Origin of the sequence: Parabacteroides sp. 20_3, from assembly GCF_964238835.1 — a bacterium.
Classification (GTDB): domain Bacteria; phylum Bacteroidota; class Bacteroidia; order Bacteroidales; family Tannerellaceae; genus Parabacteroides; species Parabacteroides distasonis.
This window is the reverse complement of the sequence record NZ_CAXSNO010000001.1, coordinates 814,701-837,771: the sequence shown is the minus strand read 5'-3', so window position 1 is coordinate 837,771 and position 23,071 is coordinate 814,701. Positions and strand designations below refer to the sequence as shown.

The following is a 23,071-nucleotide window of genomic DNA, read 5'->3' as shown; positions in this document are numbered from 1 at the left end:
GCATTTGAGATAGAATAATATTCTGAAAGTACTTCTGCTCATAAATCTACTTTTTAATTACAAAATTATTTGTGGCAGAGCCGAATGACGGTAAGCAAAACATAGCGTATTGGCATAAAAGAATCAACTGAGGCAAAACCAAAACGAAGATACGAGAAACTTCGCTATATTTGTGTTTTTTTTGTTGCTTGTAAAATGTTTATTTTCAGTATTCTAGTATGATTATTTAAACCTTGAAAAATCCAAACTCAAAGTAATGGAATAGTAACGAAACTCTGTCATTTTTGGGCTTTTCGGTGGCTTTTGATAACACCGCAAGAACTTAGCAAACACTGTTAAATCGCTAACAGACAACATTTTTTTTCGTTTTGCACTCACTTTCGTTTCTTTGTTGTATCTTTGTTTTCCGAAAGTGTATTATCAATTCAAAATGTAAATAATATCATGAGAAAATTATTGTTAGCCTTTTGTGCGTTCGCAACGATTTGTAGCGCCGGGGCGCAGTGGAAGCCCGCCGGAGACAAGATCAAGACGGACTGGGCTGAGAAAGTAGATCCCCGGAATGTATTGCCAGAATATCCACGCCCCGGGATGGAACGTGCGGATTGGCAGAATTTGAACGGCGAGTGGGAATACGCTATCCTTCCGAAAGGACAGGCAGAGCCGACGAGTTTCAATGGGAATATCTTGGTGCCGTTCGCCGTGGAATCCTCCTTGTCCGGCGTGCAAAAAGAAGTGGGGGAGAAGAATGAGTTGTGGTATAAACGAACCTTTACGGTGCCCTCCTCATGGAAAGGAAAAGATATCTTGTTGAACTTCGGCGCCGTGGATTGGAAAGCGGACGTATTCGTGAATGATATCTTGATCGGTTCCCACACGGGAGGCTTTACCCCGTTTTCCTTGAATATCACTCCCTATCTGAATGGCAAAAGTACGCATAAGCTGGTGGTGCGTGTATGGGACCCGAGCGATAAAGGCTACCAACCCCGTGGAAAGCAAGTGGCCAACCCGGAGGGAATCTGGTATACGCCGGTCACCGGAATCTGGCAGACCGTATGGCTGGAGCCGGTCGCTTCCTCGCATATCACCTCTATCAAGGCGATCCCGAATATCGATAATGGCGTGATGAGCGTGACGGTCGGGGCTTGTTCCGACTCCCCGGTGTCGGACATCGTGGAGGTCAGCTTGCTCGATAAGGGGCAGGTGGTTGCTACCGCCAAGGGCGTACAAGGGACAGAATTACGCTTGGCCGTGCAAAATCCTACGTTGTGGGAACCTTCCAATCCTTATTTATATGATATGAAGGTGAGCTTGTCGAAGAATGGCAAGAAGGTGGACGAGGTGAAATCGTACACCGCCTTCCGTAAGATATCCGCCGAGCGTGACGCCAACGGCATCATGCGTATGCGCTTGAACAACAAGAACCTGTTCCAATACGGCCCGCTGGATCAAGGCTGGTGGCCCGACGGGCTTTACACGGCTCCCACGGACGAGGCGTTGCTGTATGATATCGTGAAGACGAAAGCGTGGGGCTTCAACATGATCCGCAAGCACGTGAAGGTAGAGCCGGCCCGCTGGTATTATCATTGCGATAAGGAAGGTATGTTGGTTTGGCAGGATATGCCTAGCGGCGACATGGGTAACCAATGGGCGCCTCATACGTATAACGGTGGAACCGACAAGGAGCGTACCGAGGAGTCTATCCGTAATTATTACAAGGAGTGGAAGGAGATCATGGACCTGTGCGTCTCGAATCCTAGCGTAGTAGTATGGGTGCCCTTCAACGAGGCTTGGGGCCAGTTCGATACCGAGAAGGCTGCCGAGTGGACAAAAACATACGATCCTTCCCGTCTGGTGAATCCGGCCAGTGGCGGTAATTTCCGTGCGTGCGGCGATATCTTGGATTTGCATAATTACCCGGGCCCGGCGATGTACCTGTTCGATCCGGTGCGTGTGAACGTATTGGGCGAGTATGGTGGTATCGGCTTGGCCGTGGAGAACCATTTGTGGTGGAACAAACGCAACTGGGGCTATGTACAGTTTAAGAATAGCGATGAGGTGACCGCCGAGTACGTGAAGTACGCCCGTGAGCTGAAGAAAATGGTTCCGAAGGGCTTCTCCGCCGCTGTCTACACGCAAACCACGGACGTAGAAGGTGAGGTGAACGGCCTTATGACCTACGATCGCAAGGTGATCAAGATCAATGAGGCCGAGGTGCGCAAGGCGAACCAAGAGGTGATCAAGGCGTTGTCTGAGTAGAAAGCCGAAAAATTAGTAATTTTATTCGATGATAGATCCGGTCCGGGCAGAGAGATATTCTTTCCCGGATCGGATTGTTTTAACGGAATGAATATGATTCGAAATGTGAGTTCGCGAGACGCCAAGGCGATCGTGGATATATACAATGAATATGTCGTGAATAGCGTGGCTACGTTCGAGACGGAACCTTTGCGGGTGGAGGAGATGGAGGGTCGCATAGCCGGGATCTCGGCGAGTTATCCTTATCTGGTATACGTAGATCATGATGAGGTCGTGGGATATTGCTATGCCCATGCGTGGAAAGAAAAGGCAGCTTATAAATATACGCTTGAGACCACCGTTTATTTATCCCCGGGATACAAGGGCAAGGGGATCGGCCGGCAGCTTATGGAAAGGCTGATCGAGGAATGTCGGGTAGGCGGCTACCACGCCCTGATCGCCTGCATCACTGAGGGGAATGAGGCTAGCTGCTCGCTGCATGAGAAGTTGGGGTTCAGAAAAGTATCCCACTTTGAGAAAGTAGGGCTGAAATTCGGGCGGTGGCTGGACGTGGTAGATTATGAATTGATAATTAAGCCTAACGAGAGGTAACTTTCGAATCTCAATTTTCAATTCTCAATTAATATACCTATCTTCGCGATAAACAAAATGTAAAGAATGAAATACAATACAGAAGGAAAAAGATTGACTTTGCCCGAATACGGACGCAATATCCAAAATATGGTGGACTATTGCGTGACTATCCAAGACCGGGAAGAGCGCAAGCGTTGCGCCAACACGATTATCAACATCATGGGAAACATGTTCCCGCATTTGCGTGACGTAAACGACTTTAAGCATATCCTCTGGGATCATCTGGCGATCATGGCCGATTTTAAGCTCGATATAGACTATCCGTACGAGATCATCAAGAAGGAGAACCTGTATAGCCGTCCGCCTCGTATCCCGTACAACAATAACCGTATACGCTACCGCCATTACGGAAAGACCTTGGAGCTGATGATCCGCAAGGCCACGGAGCTGCAACCCGGTATGGAGAAAGACCAGCTCGTGCGGCTGCTGGCAAACCAGATGAAGAAATCGTTCCTTACTTGGAACAAGGAAAGCGTGGACGACCGTAAGATCTTCAAGGATCTGGACGAGCTGTCTAGCGGCAAGATCGTATTGAGCGAGGAGGAACACAAATTGGCCGAGAGCCGTGATATCTTGGCCCGTAATAACAGTGGCGGCAACAAAAGGAACTTTACGCGTAAAGGCAGATGAGCTCGTTCGTTATAGAAGGTGGTTATCGCTTGTCCGGCGAGATCGTTCCGCAAGGCGCCAAGAATGAGGCGTTGGAGGTGATCTGCGCGACATTGCTAACTCCGGAGAAGGTGACCATACACAATGTGCCCGATATCTTGGACGTGAATAACTTAATCCAGCTCCTTAGGGATATGAGGGTCAAGGTGGAGCATCCGTCCGCCGATACCTATACCTTTCAGGCGGACGACGTGGACATGGAGTATTTGAGTACTGAGGAGTTCCTGCGCAAGAGTGGTAGCCTGCGGGGTTCCGTGATGATCGTAGGCCCGTTGGTAGCCCGCTTCGGCAGGGCGCTGATCCCGAAACCGGGTGGCGACAAGATCGGGCGACGCCGGCTGGATACGCACTTCGTGGGAATCCAGAAGCTGGGCGCTTGCTTTAGCTACGACGCCGGGCGGCAAGTATACGAGATAGAGGCACGCCAGTTGAAAGGCGCTTATATGCTGCTCGACGAGGCTTCCGTGACCGGAACGGCGAATATCTTGATGGCTGCCGTGCTGGCCGAGGGGGTGACGACGATCTATAACGCCGCCTGCGAGCCTTACCTGCAACAACTTTCCACGATGCTGAACCGCATGGGAGCGAGAATCTCAGGTGTCGGTTCTAACCTATTGACGATAGAAGGTGTACGGTCGCTTTCCGGCACGGAGCATACCATCCTCCCCGATATGATCGAGGTGGGTAGCTTTATCGGTATGGCCGCTATGACCGGATCGGAGATCACCATCAAGAATACAGGATATGATAAGCTGGGGATCATCCCGGACGCTTTTCGCCGCTTGGGTATTACCGTGGAGCAGCGAGGCGATGATATTTATATCCCTCGGCATGATTCCTACGAGATCGATACGTTTATCGATGGTTCTATCATGACCATCGCCGACGCTCCTTGGCCGGGGCTTACGCCGGACTTGCTGAGCGTATTTCTCGTAGTGGCTACGCAATCTGTGGGGAGCGTGCTGATCCACCAGAAAATGTTTGAGAGCCGTTTGTTCTTTGTGGACAAGCTAATCGATATGGGAGCCCAGATCATCCTTTGCGACCCGCACCGGGCTACGGTGATCGGGCTGGGTAACCGCTTCAAGCTACGGGGCTCTACGATGGTATCCCCGGATATTCGCGCGGGTATCGCCTTGCTGATCGCCGCCATGAGCGCCGAAGGTACCAGCACGATCCATAATATAGACCAGATCGACCGGGGATATCAAGGGATCGATAAGCGATTGAACCAGATCGGGGCACGTATCACGAGGATTTAAAGATTTTAGGCGATGATTAGAGAAGAAGAGGTTTTCAAGATCGGGCAGTTTGCCAAGCCCCATGGTATCAAGGGGGAGTTGTCGTTGGTGACGAACAGCGATGTGCTGGAAGATGCCGAGGACCCGTACATTGTTTGCGAGATGGATGGTATCTTGGTACCGTTCTTCGTGGAGGATTTCCGCTATAAGACCGATACGGTGGTCTTGGTGAAACTGGAGGACGTGAATTCCGAGGAGGATGCCCGCATGTTTGTGGGCAAGGAGGTGTTCTATCCTTTGGACGCCGTGGACGAGGAGGATCTCGTGGGGGATATGACATGGGACAGTTTTATCGGTTATACCGTGACGGACGTACAGAAAGGTTATTTAGGAGAGATAACAGACGTGGATGAGACGACAATCAACGTCCTTCTGCGTGTCGATCATAAAGGCGAGGAGCTGTTGATCCCCGCCGTGGAGGAGTTGATCACCGAGGCCGACCATGAGGCCCGTAGCCTCACGGTGTCTTTGCCGGAGGGACTTATAGAATTGATAATTGATAATTGAAGATTAGGGGTTGAAAAAGAAGAATACGAAATCGTTTTGGCACCGGATCCGGTTTAAATATAAACTTTCCTTCATCAATGAGGGGACGTTGGAGGAGGTGTGGTCTTTCCGGCTTTCGCAGTTATCGGCGTTTGTCACTTTGGCGGTGTTCGCCTTTTTCTTGATCGCCGTTACCGCCTTTATCATCATCAAGACACCGATTCGCAACTACTTGCCGGGCTATCTCGACGTGGAGGTTCGCAAGGAGATTATGCAGAATGCCTTGCGGGCGGATTCGTTGGAGCGTATGATGGAGATCCAGTCCCTTTATCTGAATAATGTGGCCGGAATCCTTTCCGGTACGATGCCCTTGGACTCGATCCGTCAGATAGATTCTTTGGCTAGCAACGATATTAACTATGAGATTCCTCGTAGCAAGGAAGAGACTCGCTTCGTGAAAGATTACGAGGAAGAGGAGAAATATAATTTATCGGTATTGACCGACCCGGGCAAGGTACCGACCGAGGGGGTCTTTTTCTATAAGCCCGTGAATGGCGTGGTCACCTCTCATTATGAGACGGATGTCCATCATTATGGCGTGGATCTGGCCGCGGCCCCGAAGGAGAGTGTCTTGGCTACGTTGGATGGTACGGTGATCTATACCGGTTTCGATCCGAACCACGGAAACGTAATTCAAATACAACATAAGAACGGATTCATCTCGGTTTATAAGCACAACGAATTGTTGCTGAAAGAGGTGGGAGACCATGTGGTAGCCGGTGAGGCGATCGCTCTGGTCGGGAATACGGGAGAGTTGTCTACCGGGCCGCACCTGCATTTCGAGTTGTGGTATAAGGGCAATCCGGTGAATCCGGAAGAATATATAGCTTTTTGATAATTCATGAAAAAAAGACAGTTAGCGATATTAGGCTCGACCGGTTCCATCGGGACCCAAGCCTTGGAGGTAGTGAGCGAGCATTCCGATCTTTTCGAGGTGTATGCCTTGACCGCGAATAACCAAGTGGACTTATTGATCAATCAGGCCCGGAAATATATGCCGGAGGTGGTGGTGATCGCCAACGAGCGGAAATATCCCGAGCTGAAAGAGGCCTTGGAAGACCTGCCGATCAAGGTATGGGCGGGTGCCGACGCTATCGCCCAGATGGTGCAGTCGGAGCCGATCGATATGGTGCTGACGGCGATGGTGGGTTATTCCGGCTTGCGACCGACGATCTCGGCGATCAAGGCGGGAAAGGCGATCGCCTTGGCGAATAAGGAAACTTTGGTCGTGGCCGGCGAGCTGATCATGAAGCTGGCCGCCGAGCATAAGGTGCCTATCTTGCCGGTGGACTCGGAACATTCGGCCATTTTTCAATGTTTAACAGGTGCGTACGATAATCCGATCGAGAAGATCTTGCTGACGGCCTCGGGAGGTCCGTTCCGTACCAAATCATTGGAGGAGCTGGCTACCGTGACGAAGGCGCAGGCCTTGAGGCATCCGAACTGGACGATGGGGGCGAAGATCACGATAGACTCGGCCTCGATGATGAACAAGGGCTTCGAGATGATCGAGGCGAAATGGTTGTTCGATGTCACGCCGGATCAGGTACAGGTGGTGGTGCACCCGCAGTCGGTGATCCACTCGATGGTGCAGTTTGAGGATGGCGCCGTGATCGCCCAGCTGGGAATTCCCGACATGAAATTGCCGATCGCCTACGCTTTCTCGTTCCCGACACGTATGAGGAGCATGGCGCCCCGTCTGGATTTCAACCAATATTCGACCTTGACGTTCGAGGAGCCGGATATGGAACGTTTCCGCAACTTGGCTTTCGCTTTCGAGGCGGCCCGCCAAGGTGGGAATATGCCCTGTATCTTGAATGCCGCCAATGAGGTGGTGGTGGCCGCTTTCCTGCAAGATCGTATCGGCTTCTTGCAAATGAGCGACGTGATTGAGCAGACCATGCGGAAAGCCTCGTTTATCGTCAATCCCTCGTATGAGGATTACGTGGCTACCGACACCGAGGCTAGGCGGTTGGCGGCCGAGTTATTTTGAAATAATTTAAAACAGAACAAACAATAGTAGATGGAAACTTTTTTGATTAAGGCGTTACAGCTTATCTTGAGCTTATCGATACTGGTGATTGTCCACGAGTTCGGGCATTTTATCTTTGCCCGGATTTTCAAGGTGCGGGTAGAGAAGTTCTACCTCTTCTTCGATCCGTGGTTCTCGCTATTCAAGTACAAGCCGAAAAACAGTGACACGGAATACGGCGTAGGCTGGCTTCCGTTGGGAGGATATTGTAAGATCTCCGGTATGATCGACGAGAGTATGGACAAGGAGGCGATGGCCCAGCCGCCCAAGCCTTACGAGTTCCGCTCCAAGCCGGCCGGACAGCGTTTGATGATTATGGTAGCGGGCGTGGTGTTCAACTTCTTGCTGGCTTTGTTTATTTATTCCATGATCTTGTTTACGTGGGGCGATACGTACTTGCCTTTGAAGAACATGAAGATGGGTATGAATTATAGCGAGACGTTCCAGAACGTCGGTTTTCAGGACGGTGATATCTTGCTGAGAGCGGACAATGAGGAGTTGGAGCGTTTCGGTAGCGACAGTTTCCGCAAGGTGGTGGAGGCGAAGACCGTGACGGTGCTCCGTGACGGGCGGGAGACCGTGATCTCCATACCGGAGGATATGATGCAACGTTGCATGCGTGACGGAAAAGGCTTCGCCGATCCTTTGCGTATCCCGATGGTTGTTCGTGAGCTTCCCGACAAGAATGCCCCGGCGGCTCTCGCTGGCATGCTGCCGAAGGATAGCGTGGTGGCTATTAACGGTGTGGCTACCCCGACGTTTTATGATGCCTCCGGGTTATTGTTAGAGAATAAGGGCGAAGAGGTGACAGTAGATTTCTACCGGAACGGCCAGTTGGAGTCGTTGACCATGAGGACGGACTCGGCCGGGAAAATTGGCGTAGCGGTGATGTTGCCTACGGATCTCTATCAGACCGTGACCCGCGAATACGGCTTTTTCGAGTCGTTCCCCGCCGGTATTAAATTAGGTATTAATACCTTGAAGGGATATGTGAACGACATGAAATATGTGTTTACGAAGGAAGGTGCCTCCAGTTTGGGCGGTTTCGGTACGATCGGCGGATTGTTCCCGTCTGTCTGGGATTGGCGGATTTTCTGGGAACGTACGGCTTTTCTATCTATCATCTTGGCGTTCATGAATATCTTGCCGATTCCGGCCTTGGATGGCGGACACGTGATGTTCTTGATCTATGAGGTAGTGGCCCGTCGCAAACCGAGCGATAAATTCCTAGAGTATGCCCAAATGGCAGGTATGTTTATCCTGTTCGCTTTATTGATCTATGCGAATGGAAATGACATCTTCCGCTTCTTCTTCAAGTAACGTACGTCTCTACAACTAGATACAAAAAACCTCCCGGATCACTTTTCTATGTGATCCGGGAGGTTTTTTTGTATGAATAAAGTCCTCTTTCTTATTTCAGGATGTCGTTGATAGAAGCGAGGATCTTCTTGGAGTTCTCGTCTTTCGGGTCGAGTTCGACAGCCTTTGTCAAATATTCTTTCGCTTGCTTGAAGTCTTTGTCGGCTTTCGCTTTCTCGGCGTTGTATTTATCCGGCTCGGAAGTAGCGATCGGGGTAGCGGCCTGTAATATCTTCGCTCCGTTGCCATACAGCATGGCGCCAAGGCTGTAGTAAGCGTTGCTCTGGTAATCCTTGTTCGATACGGCTAGGACCTCTTTGTACATTTTCTCGGCACCGGCCAGATCTCCCTTCTTTTGGGCGGCTTGTCCTTGTTTGATGCAGTAACCGTAAAGCAACTTTTCCAGATTGGTCTTATTCTTGTTTCCATCGGGAATCACTTTTAATCCCTCTTTTACCGTAGTCAGGAATTCTTCAGTTTTGTTTAAGTTACGGTAAGCCATAGCCTCGCCTACATAAGAGTCGTCTACGTTGTAGTTCATCTTAACGGCCATGTCGAAGTATTTGGCGGCCTCGGCGTAGTTCTTCGCTTGATTAGCGGCGTATCCGCAATTGAAGATACGGGCGGTGTCTTGGTAATTGTTTTGTTTCAAGTATTCGCCGTATTTTGTTACGACGGTAGCGTAATCTTTTGCTTTCAAAGCAGCGTCACCTTCATCTCTTAATTTGTCAGCGTCTTGTGCGAATAGGTTTCCGACACATAGGCATAAAGCCACTAATAAAACAATTTTCTTCATGGTAATTATTAAATTTAATTGATTTTGTGCTCTAAGTTAAGGTGTGCGGGAAAAGGAGCCAAGATATTTTACGTTTTTTAGAAAACAATAAAAATAGAAAACATAAAAAAGGGATTGCTTACGGCAATCCCTACTGATGAAAGATTCTTTGAAACTTATGCTTTGAGTGAAGGAAAAGCCTCTGCTACGGCGGGGTAGACAATCTTTCCTTCCACGATGTTTAATCCCAGTTCTAGGCCCGGATCTTCTTCGCAGGCTTTTTCCCAACCTCTGTCGGCAAGCTTGATCACGTACGGCAGGGTAGCGTTGGTCAAGGCTAATGTGGAAGTCTGCGGGACCGCTCCCGGAATGTTGGCTACGCAGTAATGGAGGATATCGTCTATCTCATAAACCGGATTGGCGTGCGTAGTCGGGTGGGAGGTCTCGAAGCAACCGCCTTGATCGATGGCTACGTCTACCAATACGCTGCCCGGTTTTAATAACTTCAACATATCCCGGGTGATCAAGTGCGGGGCCTTGGCTCCGGGGATTAATACGGCGCCGATCACTAAATCGGTTGTGGGTAATTCCTGTTCGATCGTATGCGTGGAAGAGAACAACGTCTTCACGTTTTTCGGCATCGTCTCGGACAGATAGCGTAAGCGGGGAAGCGAGATGTCGGCGATCGTGACATCGGCGCCTAGCCCGGCGGCCATCAAGGCGGCGTTGTGGCCTACCACGCCACCGCCTAAAACCAATACCTTACCCGGTTTCACGCCCGGCACGCCACCTAGCAATACGCCTTTGCCACCTTGCGGTTTCTCAAGGAAACGAGCGCCTTCCTGTACGGACATGCGTCCGGCCACCTCACTCATAGGAATCAAAAGGGGTAACGTATGATCTGGGTTCTCCACGGTCTCGTAAGCCAGACAGATGGAGCCGCTCTTTATCATGGCAAGGGTGAGAGCCTCGTCGGATGCGAAATGGAAGTAGGTGAAGACAAGCTGTCCTTTGCGTACCAAGGGATATTCGCTGGCGATCGGTTCTTTTACTTTTACGATCATCTCGGCAATTCCATATACATCCTCAATGGCCGGGAGTATCCGGGCCCCTGCCGCCACATAGGCATCATCGGCGAAACCACTGTTTATACCAGCCGTGTGTTGCACATACACGGTATGACCTCTTTTCACCAACTCTTTGGCTCCGGCGGGAGTAAGAGCTACCCTGTTCTCGTTGTTCTTGATTTCTTTTGGAATTCCAATAATCATAATGGTAGCATTTAATGGGTTTATATGCCTGCAATATACAAAAAAGAGGAACAGATTGGTATTCTGTCCCTCTTTTTTTATCTTATTTCTTGTTCCTTATAAACCTTGTCCGTGGCAGTTCTTGTATTTCTTGCCACTTCCGCAAGGACATGGATCATTGCGTCCTACTCGTTTCTCGGCACGGACCGGAGCTTGCTTCGGTTGAGGTGCCTCAGCTTGGGTGTTGTTTCCGCTCAAGTCTGTTTTCTCCGTGCGGTAACGGCTCATATCCTCGTGCTTCTCCGGGGCGGCCTCTTGTACGGCGATACGTTGACGGGCTCTTTCCTCGGCAATCGCTTGGGCGGCTTGCTGGGCTACGGCCGCTTGACGGGCTTGCATGGCTTGGCGTTGCTCCTCGGTCGGCTCCTCACGTACCGGGATCTGTCCACGCATCAAGATGGCGGCTGTCTTACGGTTCATGTTGTCTACCATTGTCTTGAACAGGTTGTAAGATTCAAGTTTGTAGATCAACAATGGATCCTTGTTCTCGTAGCTAGCGTTTTGTACGGAGTGGCGCAGCTCATCCATCTCACGTAGATGCTCTTTCCATCCCTCGTCGATCATATGCAATACGATTGATTTCTGGAAGGATTTAACGATTGCCTTACATTCCGTGTCGTAAGCCTCTTTCAGGTTGCAAGATACATTATACATGCGCTTGCCGTCCGTGATAGGGATCATGATGTTCTCGTACATCGCTCCTTGATTCTCGTACACTTGCTTGATGACCGGGTGAGCGACTTGCGTCATGCGTTCCATGCGACGTTTGTAAGTCTTCAATGCCTCCTCGAACAATTTCTCTACGAGTTGCTCCGGTTTCATGCTCTTGAATTCGTCTTCCGTGAACGGACTTTCCATGGCGAATGTCTTGAACAATTCTAACTTGAAGCCCTCGAAGTCCTCGGCGTGTTGATCGGCGATAGCTGTAGAAGTATCGTAAATCGTGTTCAATACGTCCAGACCGATACGCTCTCCCATCAAGGCGTGGCGACGGCGGGTGTAGATTACGTTACGTTGCGAGTTCATCACGTCGTCGTATTCCAACAGACGTTTACGGATACCGAAGTTGTTTTCCTCTACCTTCTTCTGGGCACGTTCTACGGACTTGCTCAACATATTGTGCTCCAGAACCTCGCCTTCCTTGAAACCAAGCTTATCCATCAAGCCGGCGATCTTCTCGGAAGCGAATAAACGCATCAAGTCGTCTTCCAGTGAAACGAAGAATACGGAAGAACCCGGGTCTCCCTGACGTCCGGCACGACCACGTAACTGACGGTCTACACGACGGCTCTCATGGCGTTCCGTACCGATGATCGCTAAACCGCCTGCGTCTTTCACGTCCTTGGACAGCTTGATATCGGTACCACGACCGGCCATGTTGGTAGCGATCGTAACCGTACTCTTTTGACCCGCCAAGGCCACGATCTCGGCCTCTTTCTGGTGCAACTTAGCGTTCAATACATTGTGCTGGATCTTACGCATCGTAAGCATACGGCTCAATAACTCGGAGATCTCTACGGATGTCGTACCCACCAATACCGGGCGGCCTGCCTCCGTCAGCTGAACGATTTCCTCGATAACAGCGTTATATTTCTCACGTTTTGTCTTGTAGATACGATCGTTCATATCGTTACGGGCGATCGGTCGGTTGGTCGGGATCACTACTACGTCCAATTTGTAGATATCCCAGAACTCGCCTGCTTCCGTCTCCGCCGTACCGGTCATACCGGATAATTTATGGTACATACGGAAGTAGTTCTGCAAGGTGATCGTGGCGAATGTTTGTGTAGCGGCCTCTACCTTTACACGTTCCTTAGCCTCGATCGCTTGGTGCAGGCCATCGGAATAACGACGTCCGTCCATGATACGACCCGTCTGCTCGTCAACGATCATGACCTTGTTGTCCATAACCACGTACTCATCATCCTTCTCGAATAAGGTGTAAGCTTTCAACAACTGGTTGATGGTATGTACACGCTCGCTCTTAACGGAATAGTTCGCCAAGATCTCGTCCTTTTGAGCTTGTTTCTCTTCCTCGGTTCCTGTCATGTTCTCCAATTGAGATAATTGGGAAGTGATATCGGGAAGTACGAAGAAGGTCGGGTCGTCCGTCTTACCGGTCAATAGGTCGATACCTTTATCCGTCAATTCGATACTGTTGTTCTTCTCGTCGATCACGAAATACAACTCATCGGTCGCCTCGTGCATATGGCGCATATTCTCGGACATGAAATATTCTTCCGTCTTCAACATTTGAGCTTTTACGCCTTGCTCGCTTAAGAACTTGATCAACGCCTTGTTGCGGGGATATCCCTTGAAGGAGCGGTACAGAAGGATAGAGCCTTCCTCAACGACCTTCTGGTCGTCGCTAGCCATTTTCTTTTTGGCCTCGATCAATAATTTGGAGCAAAGGTCTTTCTGTGCGTTCACGACAACCTCCACGTTCGGGCGGAATTGCTCGAATAATTGTTCCTCGCCACGAGGGATCGGTCCGGAGATGATCAGCGGCGTACGAGCGTCATCGATCAATACGGAGTCCACCTCATCGACGATGGAGTAGTTATGCTTGCGTTGTACCAAGTCTTTCGGGCTGATCGCCATATTGTCACGCAAGTAGTCGAAACCGAACTCGTTGTTCGTACCGAACGTGATATCCGCCTCGTAAGCCTTACGGCGAGCCTCGGAGTTCGGCTGGTGCTTATCGATACAGTCTACGGAAAGTCCGTGGAACATATAAAGCGGTCCCATCCACTCGGAGTCACGTTTTGACAAGTAATCATTCACGGTTACCACGTGTACACCGTTACGTGTCAAGGCGTTCAAAAATACCGGAAGGGTAGCCACCAAGGTCTTACCTTCACCGGTCGCCATCTCGGCGATCTTACCTTTATGAAGAACGACGCCACCGAATAGCTGAACGTCGTAATGGATCATATCCCATGTGATCTCGTTTCCACCGGCTTTCCAATGATTGGCGTAAATCGCCTTATCGTCCTCGATGCGGACAAAGTCGAAACGAGCGGCCAGATCCCGGTCGAATTGGTTAGCAGTAACTACCACTTCCTCATTCTCGGCGAAACGGCGGGCCGTATCTTTCATGATGGCGAATACCTCGGGCAAGGATTGCTCCAGTACCACTTCCATCTTGTCCGTGATGGCTTTCTCGATTTTATCTACCTCGGCCCAGATCGCCTCACGTTCTTCCAGTTCCTTATCCTCGATGCCTTTGCGAAGCTCTTCCACTTGCGCTTTCTCCTCGGCTACGTAGTCCTGGATACGTTGTTTGATCTCATCTGTTTTCGCACGCAACTCGTCGTTCGAGAGTGCCTTGATTGACGGATATACGGCCTTTACCTTATCTACGTAAGGTGTGATTTCTTTAAGGTCACGCTGCGACTTATTGCCGAACAGCTTCGTCATAAACTCATTAAATCCCATGATTCTTATGTTAATTGATAATTGATAATTGAAAATTGAAAATTGAGAGTTCAACTTCCGATTGTCAATGAGCAATCATCGTCTGTTATTACTTTGTTATTTGAATTCAGATAAAATACTTAGGGGAGAACCACCTACCTTTCCCTTCTATGATAATTTTAATTCTCAATTACCAATTTTCAATTCCCAAAGCGGTAGGCTTTGAGTAGCGTTTGGTGGCCTGATTCTTAGCACATGGGTTACCGTGGGGGCTACCTCAGTGGCCTTGACTTCGCGGTAGATATGTTGGGGTTTCAACCCGTTGCCCATAAATACCAGCGGGGTGATAACAGCATTATTGCGTATAATCTTGACTTTTTCTTTCGGATTGTCGAGGTTCACTTTCCAACCGGGTTGCAACTCGATGATCAGATCGCCCCGTCTCAGATGGTGCGTACCTTGACGGAATTTGGCGGTTCCCTCGTTCCAGTCACCTGTAAGCAAGCTTCTACCCGTAGTGACGAGTTGTACGCCACTAAATTCCTGTATGAATTCGGCGGCCTTGTTCTGTAAAGTCGTCAAATCCAGCTTGGCGTCTTCTATCGCCTTGCGGTTCAAGTAGATCTGGTTGTCGTAGTATCCTTGTACCCAGCTGGTATGTTGGCCGTAAATGGCCATCAAGTACATATTAAGCAGGGCTAGACAACGTTTCGGGTGAAACTCGCCACCGTTCACCATCAAGCCGTCCGGATAAGACTCCTCGCTTTTATAATAACCGGAACCGGTGAAGACTACCAATGTATTGGCCAAGCCCACTTTCTTGTCGATCGTATCCAGTAGCTTCTCGATATCTTGATCGAGTTGGTAATACGTATCTTGAATCTCCCGGGTGTATTCCTTGCTCATCGTACCCCGGTAATTGCCCGCGTAGTACGTGATAGACAACATATCCGGGCAACTGCGTGTACCAAACCCTCCGTACTCTAGGAACTGGAGGGCCAAACGATTGATCTCCTTATTGATGAACGGCGAGGTCTTCAGGTTCGGATAGCAGTTCGCAAACTTCTCGCTGAACGTATAGCGGAAAGGTAGATCGTCTAATACGTAAGGAAAGGCATTGTATTTCTCCATTGGAAGGGTAGGAGTCCATACCATGGTTTCCAAGCGTGACGCCAAAGATTCCGGGCCGTTATTATAGCGGTCTACGTACCAAGGGATTCCCTTATAATACGTCGTGGTAGCCCATTTCCCGTTGGTGTTATCCATCCAGAAAGCTCCGTTCGCCGCATGTCCGGCGGAAAGGATGGCGCTCTCGGCATCCGGGGCGATGGAATATACGTCGCTTCTTCCTTGAGAGGCGATTTTCAACTCGTCGCCGATCGTGGAACTGAATAAATTCTTGGGCGAATAATTCTCTTTCGTGTAATTACCCAGATATTCGGGATCATTTAAGATCGAGACCTCTTTCTCTTTCTCGAAATCAAATGTCTTATCTCCGGCGATACCGCTGAAGCAAGGGTTGCTTCCGGTAAAAAGAGTCGCGAACGCGCTGGCTTGGTCTATGTCAGAGAACTCGAAGCGGATATTGTTGTACACCAACCCCTCGTTCATCAAACGCTTGAAGCCCCGTTCGCCAAATGTATTATAAAAGTATTCTATATAGTCGCCCCTTAGCTGATCCACAGTAATACATACCACCAATTTGGGGGTACGCTGCTGCGCCTCAAGGTTTGTTACCACGAGGATAGCGATAAGTGACGTTATAATTTTTCTCATCCGATTCTCCATATCTTTCTGTAAACACCCCAACCCGAACGAACCCAAATCGAGGCTACAAGCGGAATAAAGGCACTGTTTAGATGTTGCGGAATGAAATGCCATCCCAGTAACATCAGCGTAAGCGCCGCAAAGTTAATAAAATGATAGTAATATGCAGCCTTCTTCAGCTTTTTTACGCAAAACAAAATAACAGCGATCAAATCGAGCGGCTGTAACCATACCAAAGACCAGTTCGGCCACGTGCAGGGATGGACGGATATGAAGCTAAGAAAGAAGAGGATGACACCTCCGGCTCCGGCTACCGAGAAAAGGACACAATCCACCCACAGGAAGTATTTTTTTTTGCGCCATTCGATCCAAGTAAGCCCTAAAACGATTCCGAACAGAAGCCAAGCGCAGACTAAAGGGGTGAATAAATCCCAGATATCTTTTTCCGGCTCGTCGGCTTCCCCGGCTCCGATCACGTGGGTCTCGCTCACCAATGGGCGGATTGTCCCGTCCGGGCCCGTGATGGTGGCTTTAGAGAACGCTTCTTTTAGATAAGGGGGGAGGAAGAGCATCTCGTGCTGGGTGGCCTCCCGGTCGGTGGGGCTGCCTAGCGCTAGGTCGCATCCGAATGTGAGCCACGGATGGTTTCGGGTACAATAATTAATAAGATCCCGGAAGGTCTGGGATTGATAGGGATACTGATAATCGACGCTCCCGTTGATCTCCTTTTCCAAGATCGCGGCAGGGCGGGTAGCGCAATTATCGAAGAAGAAGTTATAACGATATACCCTGTTCTCCGGCCTGTAATTGATAAGCAGGGCGTCCCATATATGCTCTTTCTCTTCTTGGGTGAGGTTCAATACTTGCTCCGTAATATCGCTGCCCCGCATTTGGTACTCGATCACATAGTCTTGGAAATCGGCCACTCCCAGTTTATAATCCGTCTCTCCTTTGGCGAATCGATAGATAAAATTAGGTTTGGAGAAATCAAATATACCGTAATTGAATATATAATCTATATTTTGCTTGGGATCGTATATGCGTAGAGCGGCATGCCCGTACACGGTGAATACCTCTTCATCGTACGGTGCGCTGGTCATCAGACTGATACGGGCTTCCTCGCTCAGTTTGGGTTGCGCCATCGCCGATAGGGAAAGAATCCCCAGCAGAAATAGAAATATGCTTTTTGTCATTCTCTTCTTGATTATTTGACGCAAAGGTAGATTATTTTTCTTAAACAGTATAGATCGTTTAAGCATAACATATGGCTTTATGTCGAGAAAAGAGATAGCTTTGTTTTTATTATAAAGGGAAAAGGAAACTTGGTTACGTCTTTGATTATAAGAGTGTTGCAGTTTTTACGGATTTTTTTTTAAGAAACTTTAGTTTCTTCTAGGGAAAACAAAAGTTTTCCTATGAGGAAACAGAAGTTTCCCTTGCACAAAACTCTAGTTTCTAGCTAGAGAAACGGACGTTGCTTTTAGAAGGAGCATTGAGGAGATAAAACAAAATTAGGCGACCATCCTTATTTGGATAATCGCCTAATGCCTGATAGAGCGGTAGGCGAGGCTCGAACTCGTGACCCTCAGCTTGGGAAGCTGATGCTCTACCAACTGAGCTACTACCGCATTGCGAGTGCAAATGTATACAAATCTTTCTTTTTTTAGTAACTTTGGCGAGAAAATTTTATAAAAAAGAATTAAGTATGGAAAAACTAGTCTTGATAAAGGTAGGAGGGAAGATCGTTGAGGAAGAAGAAACGCTTCGTCAATTATTGAACGATTTCGCTGCTATCGAGGGATATAAGGTCTTGGTGCATGGGGGAGGACGCTCGGCTACCAAGCTTGCCGCCCAATTAGGGATCGAGAGCAAGATGGTGAACGGTCGCCGTATTACGGATGCCGAGACCTTGAAGGTCGTGACAATGGTCTATGGCGGGTTGGTGAATAAAAACATCGTAGCGGGCTTGCAGGCGTTGGGCGTGAACGCTTTAGGCTTGACCGGTGCGGACATGAACTTGATGCGTTCGGATAAACGTCCCGTGAAGGATGTAGACTATGGTTTCGTAGGCGACGTGAAAGAGGTGAATGCCGATTTGCTAGCCTCTCTTATCCATCAAGGTATCGTGCCGGTACTGGCTCCTCTTACACATGATAAGCAAGGCCATATGTTGAATACGAACGCTGATACGATAGCGGGAGAAGCCGCTAAAGCGTTGGCGAAACATTTTGAGGTGACATTGATGTTCTGTTTCGAGAAAAAAGGCGTTTTGTTGGACGAGAACGATGATGAGAGCGTGATACCGGAAATCGATCGTATAGCGTTTAAGGGATATGTAGAACAAGGAATTATCCAAGGGGGCATGATCCCAAAGCTGGAAAACGCTTACCAAGCGATAGACGCCGGGGTGAAGCAAGTGATTATTACGCAAGCCTCGGAGATTCACCAAGGAAAAGGGACGAGAGTCTTTTAAATAAATGAGGGGCTGTTTATGGCCCCTCACGTACATTATATAATAGGTCTATCAAAGACTCCGAATCTTGATATTACGGAACCAGATTAATGAATCCCCATGTTTTCCTTGTAATCCGATAAATCCTTTTGTCGGTAATTCGGCGAAAGGTTTGGGCAGCCAGCTTGGGATATCGCTTCCATCCGGGTTCTTGGTGCCGGAAGTCCATTTGCTCATATCCATTTCGGTAACTTTCTTTCCGTTGAGGATAACCATGATATGTTGTCCGGCGCATTTGATACGCATATGATTCCACTCCCCGGGTTTTTTGACAACCTTGTCTTGCACGGCGCCTAGATGTCCGTAAATGGCTCCGCATTTCTCATACGGCTTGCCGTTTCCCCATTTTTCACAATGGTCGTCCGCTATCTGTATTTCTACCGAGTTGGGTATCCAATCCTTCGTGTTCGTACAGTAAACGACTACTCCGCTGTTCGTGCCCACGTCGGTCTTAAAATCAAGATCCAGCTCGAAGTTCTCATATTCATCCTTTGTCCAGATAGACTCGTCCTTCACGGCACCTAACACGCCATCAGTCTCGCTCCAAACTTCCGGATTGTAGTTGGCGTTTTCCAGATTTTTACCGAAGAGAGGCTTCCATTTATTGTTATCCGCCGCGAATAAGGAGAATGTACCTGCCACACACCATAAAGTAGCCATGGCTAAAAGAAAATGTTTCATGCTATTAGTTTTAAAGATTTACGTGAGGCAAATGTATTCATTTATTTTGGAAGAAACATAGTCTACGAAGAACGATTTTATTTACAGGTGAAAGCGAAATAGGTTGAAATGCTATGATTCTTAAGGAAATCTTCTTTTTTTATCAGAAATCAAATAGTTTGTTAAAATGATATTAAAATCTTGCATAATCTTTATTGTTGTAAAATAGATTAACTGAAAATTACCTATTGCTTGATTGGTTTTGTGTTATTATGATATTGCTTGTGTGTCAAAATATGCATTTAATAGGTCTAAAAATGACGTTGTGAAATATATTTGACTGTTTTGATGACATAAAACTATTATATTATTTGTTTTTAACAGAAAATATTCTTTATATTTGCGGTGTGAAGATTAGGTATATGTATGATTGTATGTAAAAGTAAAGTGAATATTTTAATGTAATTTTAAATATATGCATGTATAATCCTGCTGTTTTAAACTAAGTTCTTCGTAAACTATGGTAAGTTATGTGTGAATTTTGATTTAAATAATTAATTGTTAAATTAAAAGTGTGTTTATGAGAAGGTTGACTTTTTTGTTATTATGCTTGTTTATAGGCATAGGAGTCGCAACGGCACAGACGATGAAGATAACAGGTAATGTTATATCATCGGAAGATCAGCAACCCGTGATCGGTGCGGCTGTCGTTGTGAAAGGTACTACGATTGGTACGGTTACGGACTTTGAGGGAAACTTTAGTTTAGATGTACCGAGAGACGCTAAGATGATCTTTATTTCTTATGTAGGATTGAAAACGAAGGAAGTCCCTGTGGCATCCGTGATCAACGTTGTTTTGGACTCGGATTCAAAAGCGTTGGATGAGGTGGTTGTAACCGCTATGGGTTTGACTCGTGAGAAGAAAGCCTTGGGTTATGCCCTGCAAGAGGTGAAATCTGATGAGTTGACAAAAGCTGGCCAACAGAGCTTGGCGACCTCACTTTCCGGTAAGATCGCCGGTGTGCAGATTACTTCTCAAGGTGGACAGGTTGGTGCGTCGCAGAATATCGTGGTTCGCGGTAATTCCTCTTTTGGTAATAACCAACCGTTGATCGTTGTGGATGGTGTGCCTATCGCTAATGATAACGCGAAAGGTGCCACTGTAAACTTGGGTTCCGGCTTGAATGATATTAATCCGGAGGATATAGAGTCTATCTCTGTGTTAAAGGGTGGATCTGCCGCTTTGTATGGTATGCGTGCCGGTAATGGCGTTATCTTGGTTACTACTAAATCCGGTAAGAAAGACAAGGGTGTATCTATCTCTTATGAGGGTGATATCACGATTGACCGGGTTTATAATTTGCCTAGATTGCAGAATAAGTACGGACAAGGCTATTACGCTTCCGAGTATGATTGGAAGGAAGCGCAAGCGGGGGGATATTCTGGCGATTATCAAGCTTTTGCCTTGGAGAATGGTTACAATTATGTAGATGGTATGGGTAGTGGTATCAACGATAACGCAGATGAGTCTTGGGGACCTCGCTTGGATATCGGATTGAATTTGCCGCAATACAATAGCCCGGTGATCGATGGCGTGCGTCAGGCTACTCCTTGGGTTTCCAGCCCGGACAATATCAAGAATTTCTTCCAAACGGGTTATTCTATGAATCATACGGTGGCTTTGTCTGCCTCTACGGATAAAACGTCTACACGCGCGTCTTTATCTTTCCGTGATCAAGGCGGTACGACCCCGAACACTGATCAGAAGCGCTATGCTATGGCGGTGAACACGAAAATGACGTTTAATAAGTATATTGATTTCGACTTGTCCGCGAATTATATTCGCACGAAAAGCGCAAACTTGCCGGGTACGGGATATAACAGTACGAATGCCTTGCAGTCTATCATGCAGTGGTTTGGTCGTCAAGTTGATTTGAAAGATTTGAAGAATAATTGGGACCAAGTGGATGAGTATGGAAAATATACGCATTATAACTGGATACAGTCTTTCCATGCGAATCCATATTGGACATTGAATAAGAATACCAATAGTTATGATCGTAATCGTTTCTATGGCAAGACCTCTTTGTATATCAAACCGACCGATTGGTTAAAGTTTGAAGGTCGTATGGGCTTGGATCATTACGATTCTAATCAGTTCTCTCGTATTTTATGGAATATCGACTATCCGAATGGATATTTTCGTAGCTTCGACCGTTCGATGACTGAGTTTAACGCGGACTTTATCGCCTACGTGAACAAGAACTTCGGTGATTGGGCCTTGAATGGTTTGGCTGGAGCCAACTATCGTGATTATCAAACAGCTATCATGGGGACAGGTGCGGACGAATTGACCGCGGAGGGATTATTTACCGTAGCGAACGCTCATGGAACCCCGTACACCTTGAACGACCATGAGAAACGTCGTTCAAACTCTGTATACGCTAATGCCTCTATCGGCTACAAGAATATGGCTTATGCCGAGGTAAGTGTCCGTAATGACTGGGACTCTACGATCAAGGACGCTTTCTTCTATCCTTCTTTCAGTGGTAGCTGGATCTTGACCGAGACATTCCCCGGATTGCAAAATGGCGATTATTTGAATTTCTTGAAATTGCGTGGTGGTTGGGCAAAGATCGGTTCCGCAACGGACCCGTATCGTTCGAACGCTTATTATTCATTGATCAGTTCTTCGTTCAATGGTACTACATTGTTCTATAATCCGACAATCCTTCCTCCTACAAATCTTCGTCCGGAGAGCGTAAAGACTTGGGAAGTTGGTGTTGAGGCTAATTTGTTCAACAATCGTTTGCATATTGATGCCGCATATTATAATAAGGTGACGAGCGACCAGATCATGAATGCGAACGTGGCTACCTCTACCGGTTATACCTCTATGTATATCAACGCTGGAAAGATCAGCAACAAGGGTGTCGAGTTGCAGGTATCCGGTGATATCATCAAGAATCCGAAGGGATTCAACTGGACGGCTACGTTGAACTGGGCGAAGGATAAGAGTCGAATCGATGAGCTTTATACAGATCCCGTTACCGGACAGTCTTTGGACGCTTACCAAATCGGTAGTAGCTGGAGCGTGAAGAACTATGCGATGGTCGGTAAAAGCTGGGGTACTTTGGTAGGTACTGGTTACGTATATAATGAGGATGGCTCGATCTTGGTAGAGGATGGTATTCCTGTCTACGAGGCTGGAAAAGAGATCGGTGATGTTACGCCGAAGTGGTTGGCTGGTTTCAGCAATGAGTTCTCTTATAAGGATTGGAGCTTCGGTTTCTTATTGGATTTCCGTTTGGGCGGTGACGTGTATTCTGTTACACAAGCATTCGGTTCTCAGACAGGTATCTTGAAACACACAGCAGAAGGCGATTTGCGTGAGAATGGCGTCGTACTTGGCCAGAATTATATGACGGACAAGGTCTTCAAGACCGCTGATGGTAAGATTAATGATGTCGCTGTCAACGCGGAGGACTTCTTCTACAATTATTATACGATTTGTGAGATGTCGGTATTCGATGGTTCTTACTTGAAATTGCGTGAGGCTCACCTGACGTATAATTTCCCGAAATCAATTCTAGAGAAGACTAAATGTATCAAGGCCGCTCATGTATCATTGGTTGGTACGAACTTGGCGTTGCTTTGGGTGCATAAGTCAAATATCGCTCATATTGATCCGGAGTCTACAAGTACCGGTGGCGATGACCCCGAGACTACGGCTACAAGCAGAGGATTTAACTCTGGTGTAGGTTTTGAGTCCAACTCTTATCCTCCTTCTCGTAGCTTTGGTCTTAAATTAGGTGTAACATTTTAATCAAC

At 47.9% G+C, this 23,071-nt stretch carries 16 protein-coding genes and 1 tRNA gene; 10 read left to right on the top strand and 7 right to left on the bottom strand.

Annotation, left to right across the window (positions count from 1 at the left end; all coding sequences use genetic code 11):
• The first annotated feature begins 444 nt into the window (after positions 1 to 444).
• The 8 genes from ACESPU_RS03510 to rseP all read left to right on the top strand — a co-directional run bounded on the left by ACESPU_RS03510 (position 445) and on the right by rseP (position 8,760).
• A complete protein-coding gene (locus tag ACESPU_RS03510) occupies positions 445 to 2,259 on the top strand; it encodes a glycoside hydrolase family 2 protein (protein WP_373133129.1) in 1,815 nt (604 codons plus the stop codon).
• Positions 2,260 to 2,352: 93 nt separating this feature from the next.
• Complete coding sequence (locus ACESPU_RS03505; RefSeq protein ID WP_005855581.1) at positions 2,353 to 2,850, top strand: GNAT family N-acetyltransferase; 498 nt, start codon at positions 2,353 to 2,355, stop codon at positions 2,848 to 2,850.
• A 66-nt stretch (positions 2,851 to 2,916) separates the two neighbouring features.
• A complete protein-coding gene (locus tag ACESPU_RS03500; protein WP_005855584.1) occupies positions 2,917 to 3,522 on the top strand; it encodes a DUF4290 domain-containing protein in 606 nt (201 codons plus the stop codon).
• Positions 3,519 to 4,823: a UDP-N-acetylglucosamine 1-carboxyvinyltransferase gene (gene murA, locus ACESPU_RS03495; RefSeq protein WP_005855586.1), complete on the top strand. Its 1,305-nt coding sequence runs from the start codon at positions 3,519 to 3,521 to the stop codon at positions 4,821 to 4,823. Before ACESPU_RS03500 ends, murA begins: the two co-directional genes overlap by 4 nt.
• A 12-nt stretch (positions 4,824 to 4,835) precedes the next feature.
• Positions 4,836 to 5,369: a ribosome maturation factor RimM gene (rimM, locus tag ACESPU_RS03490; protein ID WP_005865312.1), complete on the top strand. Its 534-nt coding sequence runs from the start codon at positions 4,836 to 4,838 to the stop codon at positions 5,367 to 5,369.
• 10 nt (positions 5,370 to 5,379) lie between these two features.
• The gene (locus ACESPU_RS03485) at positions 5,380 to 6,243 is read left to right on the top strand and encodes a M23 family metallopeptidase (RefSeq protein ID WP_122378967.1); all 864 of its coding nucleotides are present in this window, start codon (positions 5,380 to 5,382) and stop codon (positions 6,241 to 6,243) included.
• 6 nt (positions 6,244 to 6,249) lie between these two features.
• A complete protein-coding gene (locus tag ACESPU_RS03480) occupies positions 6,250 to 7,401 on the top strand; it encodes a 1-deoxy-D-xylulose-5-phosphate reductoisomerase (RefSeq protein WP_158532482.1) in 1,152 nt (383 codons plus the stop codon).
• A 30-nt stretch (positions 7,402 to 7,431) separates the two neighbouring features.
• Positions 7,432 to 8,760 (top strand): RIP metalloprotease RseP, encoded by a 1,329-nt coding sequence (gene rseP, locus ACESPU_RS03475; protein WP_005865319.1) that lies wholly within the window; start codon positions 7,432 to 7,434, stop codon positions 8,758 to 8,760.
• Positions 8,761 to 8,851: 91 nt separating this feature from the next.
• Here rseP and ACESPU_RS03470 read toward each other — a convergent pair whose 3' ends face one another.
• The 6 genes from ACESPU_RS03470 to ACESPU_RS03445 all read right to left on the bottom strand — a co-directional run bounded on the left by ACESPU_RS03470 (position 8,852) and on the right by ACESPU_RS03445 (position 17,696).
• Positions 8,852 to 9,595 carry a lipopolysaccharide assembly protein LapB gene (locus ACESPU_RS03470; protein ID WP_005855602.1) on the bottom strand — a complete coding sequence of 248 codons (744 nt, stop codon included), beginning with the start codon at positions 9,593 to 9,595 and terminating at the stop codon, positions 8,852 to 8,854.
• A gap of 155 nt (positions 9,596 to 9,750) precedes the next feature.
• The gene (ald, locus tag ACESPU_RS03465; protein ID WP_005855604.1) at positions 9,751 to 10,845 is read right to left on the bottom strand and encodes an alanine dehydrogenase; all 1,095 of its coding nucleotides are present in this window, start codon (positions 10,843 to 10,845) and stop codon (positions 9,751 to 9,753) included.
• Between the two features lie 96 nt (positions 10,846 to 10,941).
• Positions 10,942 to 14,322 carry a preprotein translocase subunit SecA gene (gene secA, locus ACESPU_RS03460; RefSeq protein WP_005855607.1) on the bottom strand — a complete coding sequence of 1,127 codons (3,381 nt, stop codon included), beginning with the start codon at positions 14,320 to 14,322 and terminating at the stop codon, positions 10,942 to 10,944.
• A gap of 165 nt (positions 14,323 to 14,487) precedes the next feature.
• Complete coding sequence (locus ACESPU_RS03455) at positions 14,488 to 16,077, bottom strand: alkaline phosphatase family protein (RefSeq protein ID WP_081024267.1); 1,590 nt, start codon at positions 16,075 to 16,077, stop codon at positions 14,488 to 14,490.
• A complete protein-coding gene (locus ACESPU_RS03450) occupies positions 16,074 to 17,261 on the bottom strand; it encodes a DUF4105 domain-containing protein (RefSeq protein ID WP_005855611.1) in 1,188 nt (395 codons plus the stop codon). The genes ACESPU_RS03455 and ACESPU_RS03450 overlap by 4 nt, the downstream gene beginning before the upstream one ends.
• Before the next feature lie 362 nt (positions 17,262 to 17,623).
• Positions 17,624 to 17,696, bottom strand: a tRNA-Gly gene (locus ACESPU_RS03445).
• A 77-nt stretch (positions 17,697 to 17,773) separates the two neighbouring features.
• On the opposite strand from ACESPU_RS03445, the gene argB reads away from it, so the two are divergent.
• Complete coding sequence (gene argB, locus ACESPU_RS03440) at positions 17,774 to 18,541, top strand: acetylglutamate kinase (RefSeq protein WP_036651497.1); 768 nt, start codon at positions 17,774 to 17,776, stop codon at positions 18,539 to 18,541.
• A gap of 51 nt (positions 18,542 to 18,592) precedes the next feature.
• Here argB and ACESPU_RS03435 read toward each other — a convergent pair whose 3' ends face one another.
• Positions 18,593 to 19,261, bottom strand: a complete 669-nt coding sequence (locus tag ACESPU_RS03435) for a DUF1080 domain-containing protein (protein WP_158532480.1) — start codon at positions 19,259 to 19,261, stop codon at positions 18,593 to 18,595.
• Between the two features lie 559 nt (positions 19,262 to 19,820).
• Between ACESPU_RS03435 and ACESPU_RS03430 the strand changes: the two genes are divergently transcribed.
• Positions 19,821 to 23,066, top strand: coding sequence for a SusC/RagA family TonB-linked outer membrane protein (locus ACESPU_RS03430; protein ID WP_005865330.1), 3,246 nt, complete (start codon positions 19,821 to 19,823; stop codon positions 23,064 to 23,066).
• Positions 23,067 to 23,071 lie beyond the last annotated feature (5 nt).

What these genes read in the sequence shown, in the direction of transcription:
- ACESPU_RS03510 (WP_373133129.1), top strand. Translation starts at nt 445, where the DNA reads ATGAGAAAATTATTGTTAGCCTTTTGTGCGTTCGCAACGATTTGTAGC.
- ACESPU_RS03505 (WP_005855581.1), top strand. Translation starts at nt 2,353, where the DNA reads ATGATTCGAAATGTGAGTTCGCGAGACGCCAAGGCGATCGTGGATATA.
- ACESPU_RS03500 (WP_005855584.1), top strand. Translation starts at nt 2,917, where the DNA reads ATGAAATACAATACAGAAGGAAAAAGATTGACTTTGCCCGAATACGGA.
- murA (WP_005855586.1), top strand. Translation starts at nt 3,519, where the DNA reads ATGAGCTCGTTCGTTATAGAAGGTGGTTATCGCTTGTCCGGCGAGATC.
- rimM (WP_005865312.1), top strand. Translation starts at nt 4,836, where the DNA reads ATGATTAGAGAAGAAGAGGTTTTCAAGATCGGGCAGTTTGCCAAGCCC.
- ACESPU_RS03480 (WP_158532482.1), top strand. Translation starts at nt 6,250, where the DNA reads ATGAAAAAAAGACAGTTAGCGATATTAGGCTCGACCGGTTCCATCGGG.
- rseP (WP_005865319.1), top strand. Translation starts at nt 7,432, where the DNA reads ATGGAAACTTTTTTGATTAAGGCGTTACAGCTTATCTTGAGCTTATCG.
- ACESPU_RS03470 (WP_005855602.1), bottom strand. Translation starts at nt 9,595, where the DNA reads ATGAAGAAAATTGTTTTATTAGTGGCTTTATGCCTATGTGTCGGAAAC.
- ald (WP_005855604.1), bottom strand. Translation starts at nt 10,845, where the DNA reads ATGATTATTGGAATTCCAAAAGAAATCAAGAACAACGAGAACAGGGTA.
- secA (WP_005855607.1), bottom strand. Translation starts at nt 14,322, where the DNA reads ATGGGATTTAATGAGTTTATGACGAAGCTGTTCGGCAATAAGTCGCAG.
- ACESPU_RS03455 (WP_081024267.1), bottom strand. Translation starts at nt 16,077, where the DNA reads ATGAGAAAAATTATAACGTCACTTATCGCTATCCTCGTGGTAACAAAC.
- ACESPU_RS03450 (WP_005855611.1), bottom strand. Translation starts at nt 17,261, where the DNA reads ATGACAAAAAGCATATTTCTATTTCTGCTGGGGATTCTTTCCCTATCG.
- argB (WP_036651497.1), top strand. Translation starts at nt 17,774, where the DNA reads ATGGAAAAACTAGTCTTGATAAAGGTAGGAGGGAAGATCGTTGAGGAA.
- ACESPU_RS03435 (WP_158532480.1), bottom strand. Translation starts at nt 19,261, where the DNA reads ATGAAACATTTTCTTTTAGCCATGGCTACTTTATGGTGTGTGGCAGGT.
- ACESPU_RS03430 (WP_005865330.1), top strand. Translation starts at nt 19,821, where the DNA reads ATGAGAAGGTTGACTTTTTTGTTATTATGCTTGTTTATAGGCATAGGA.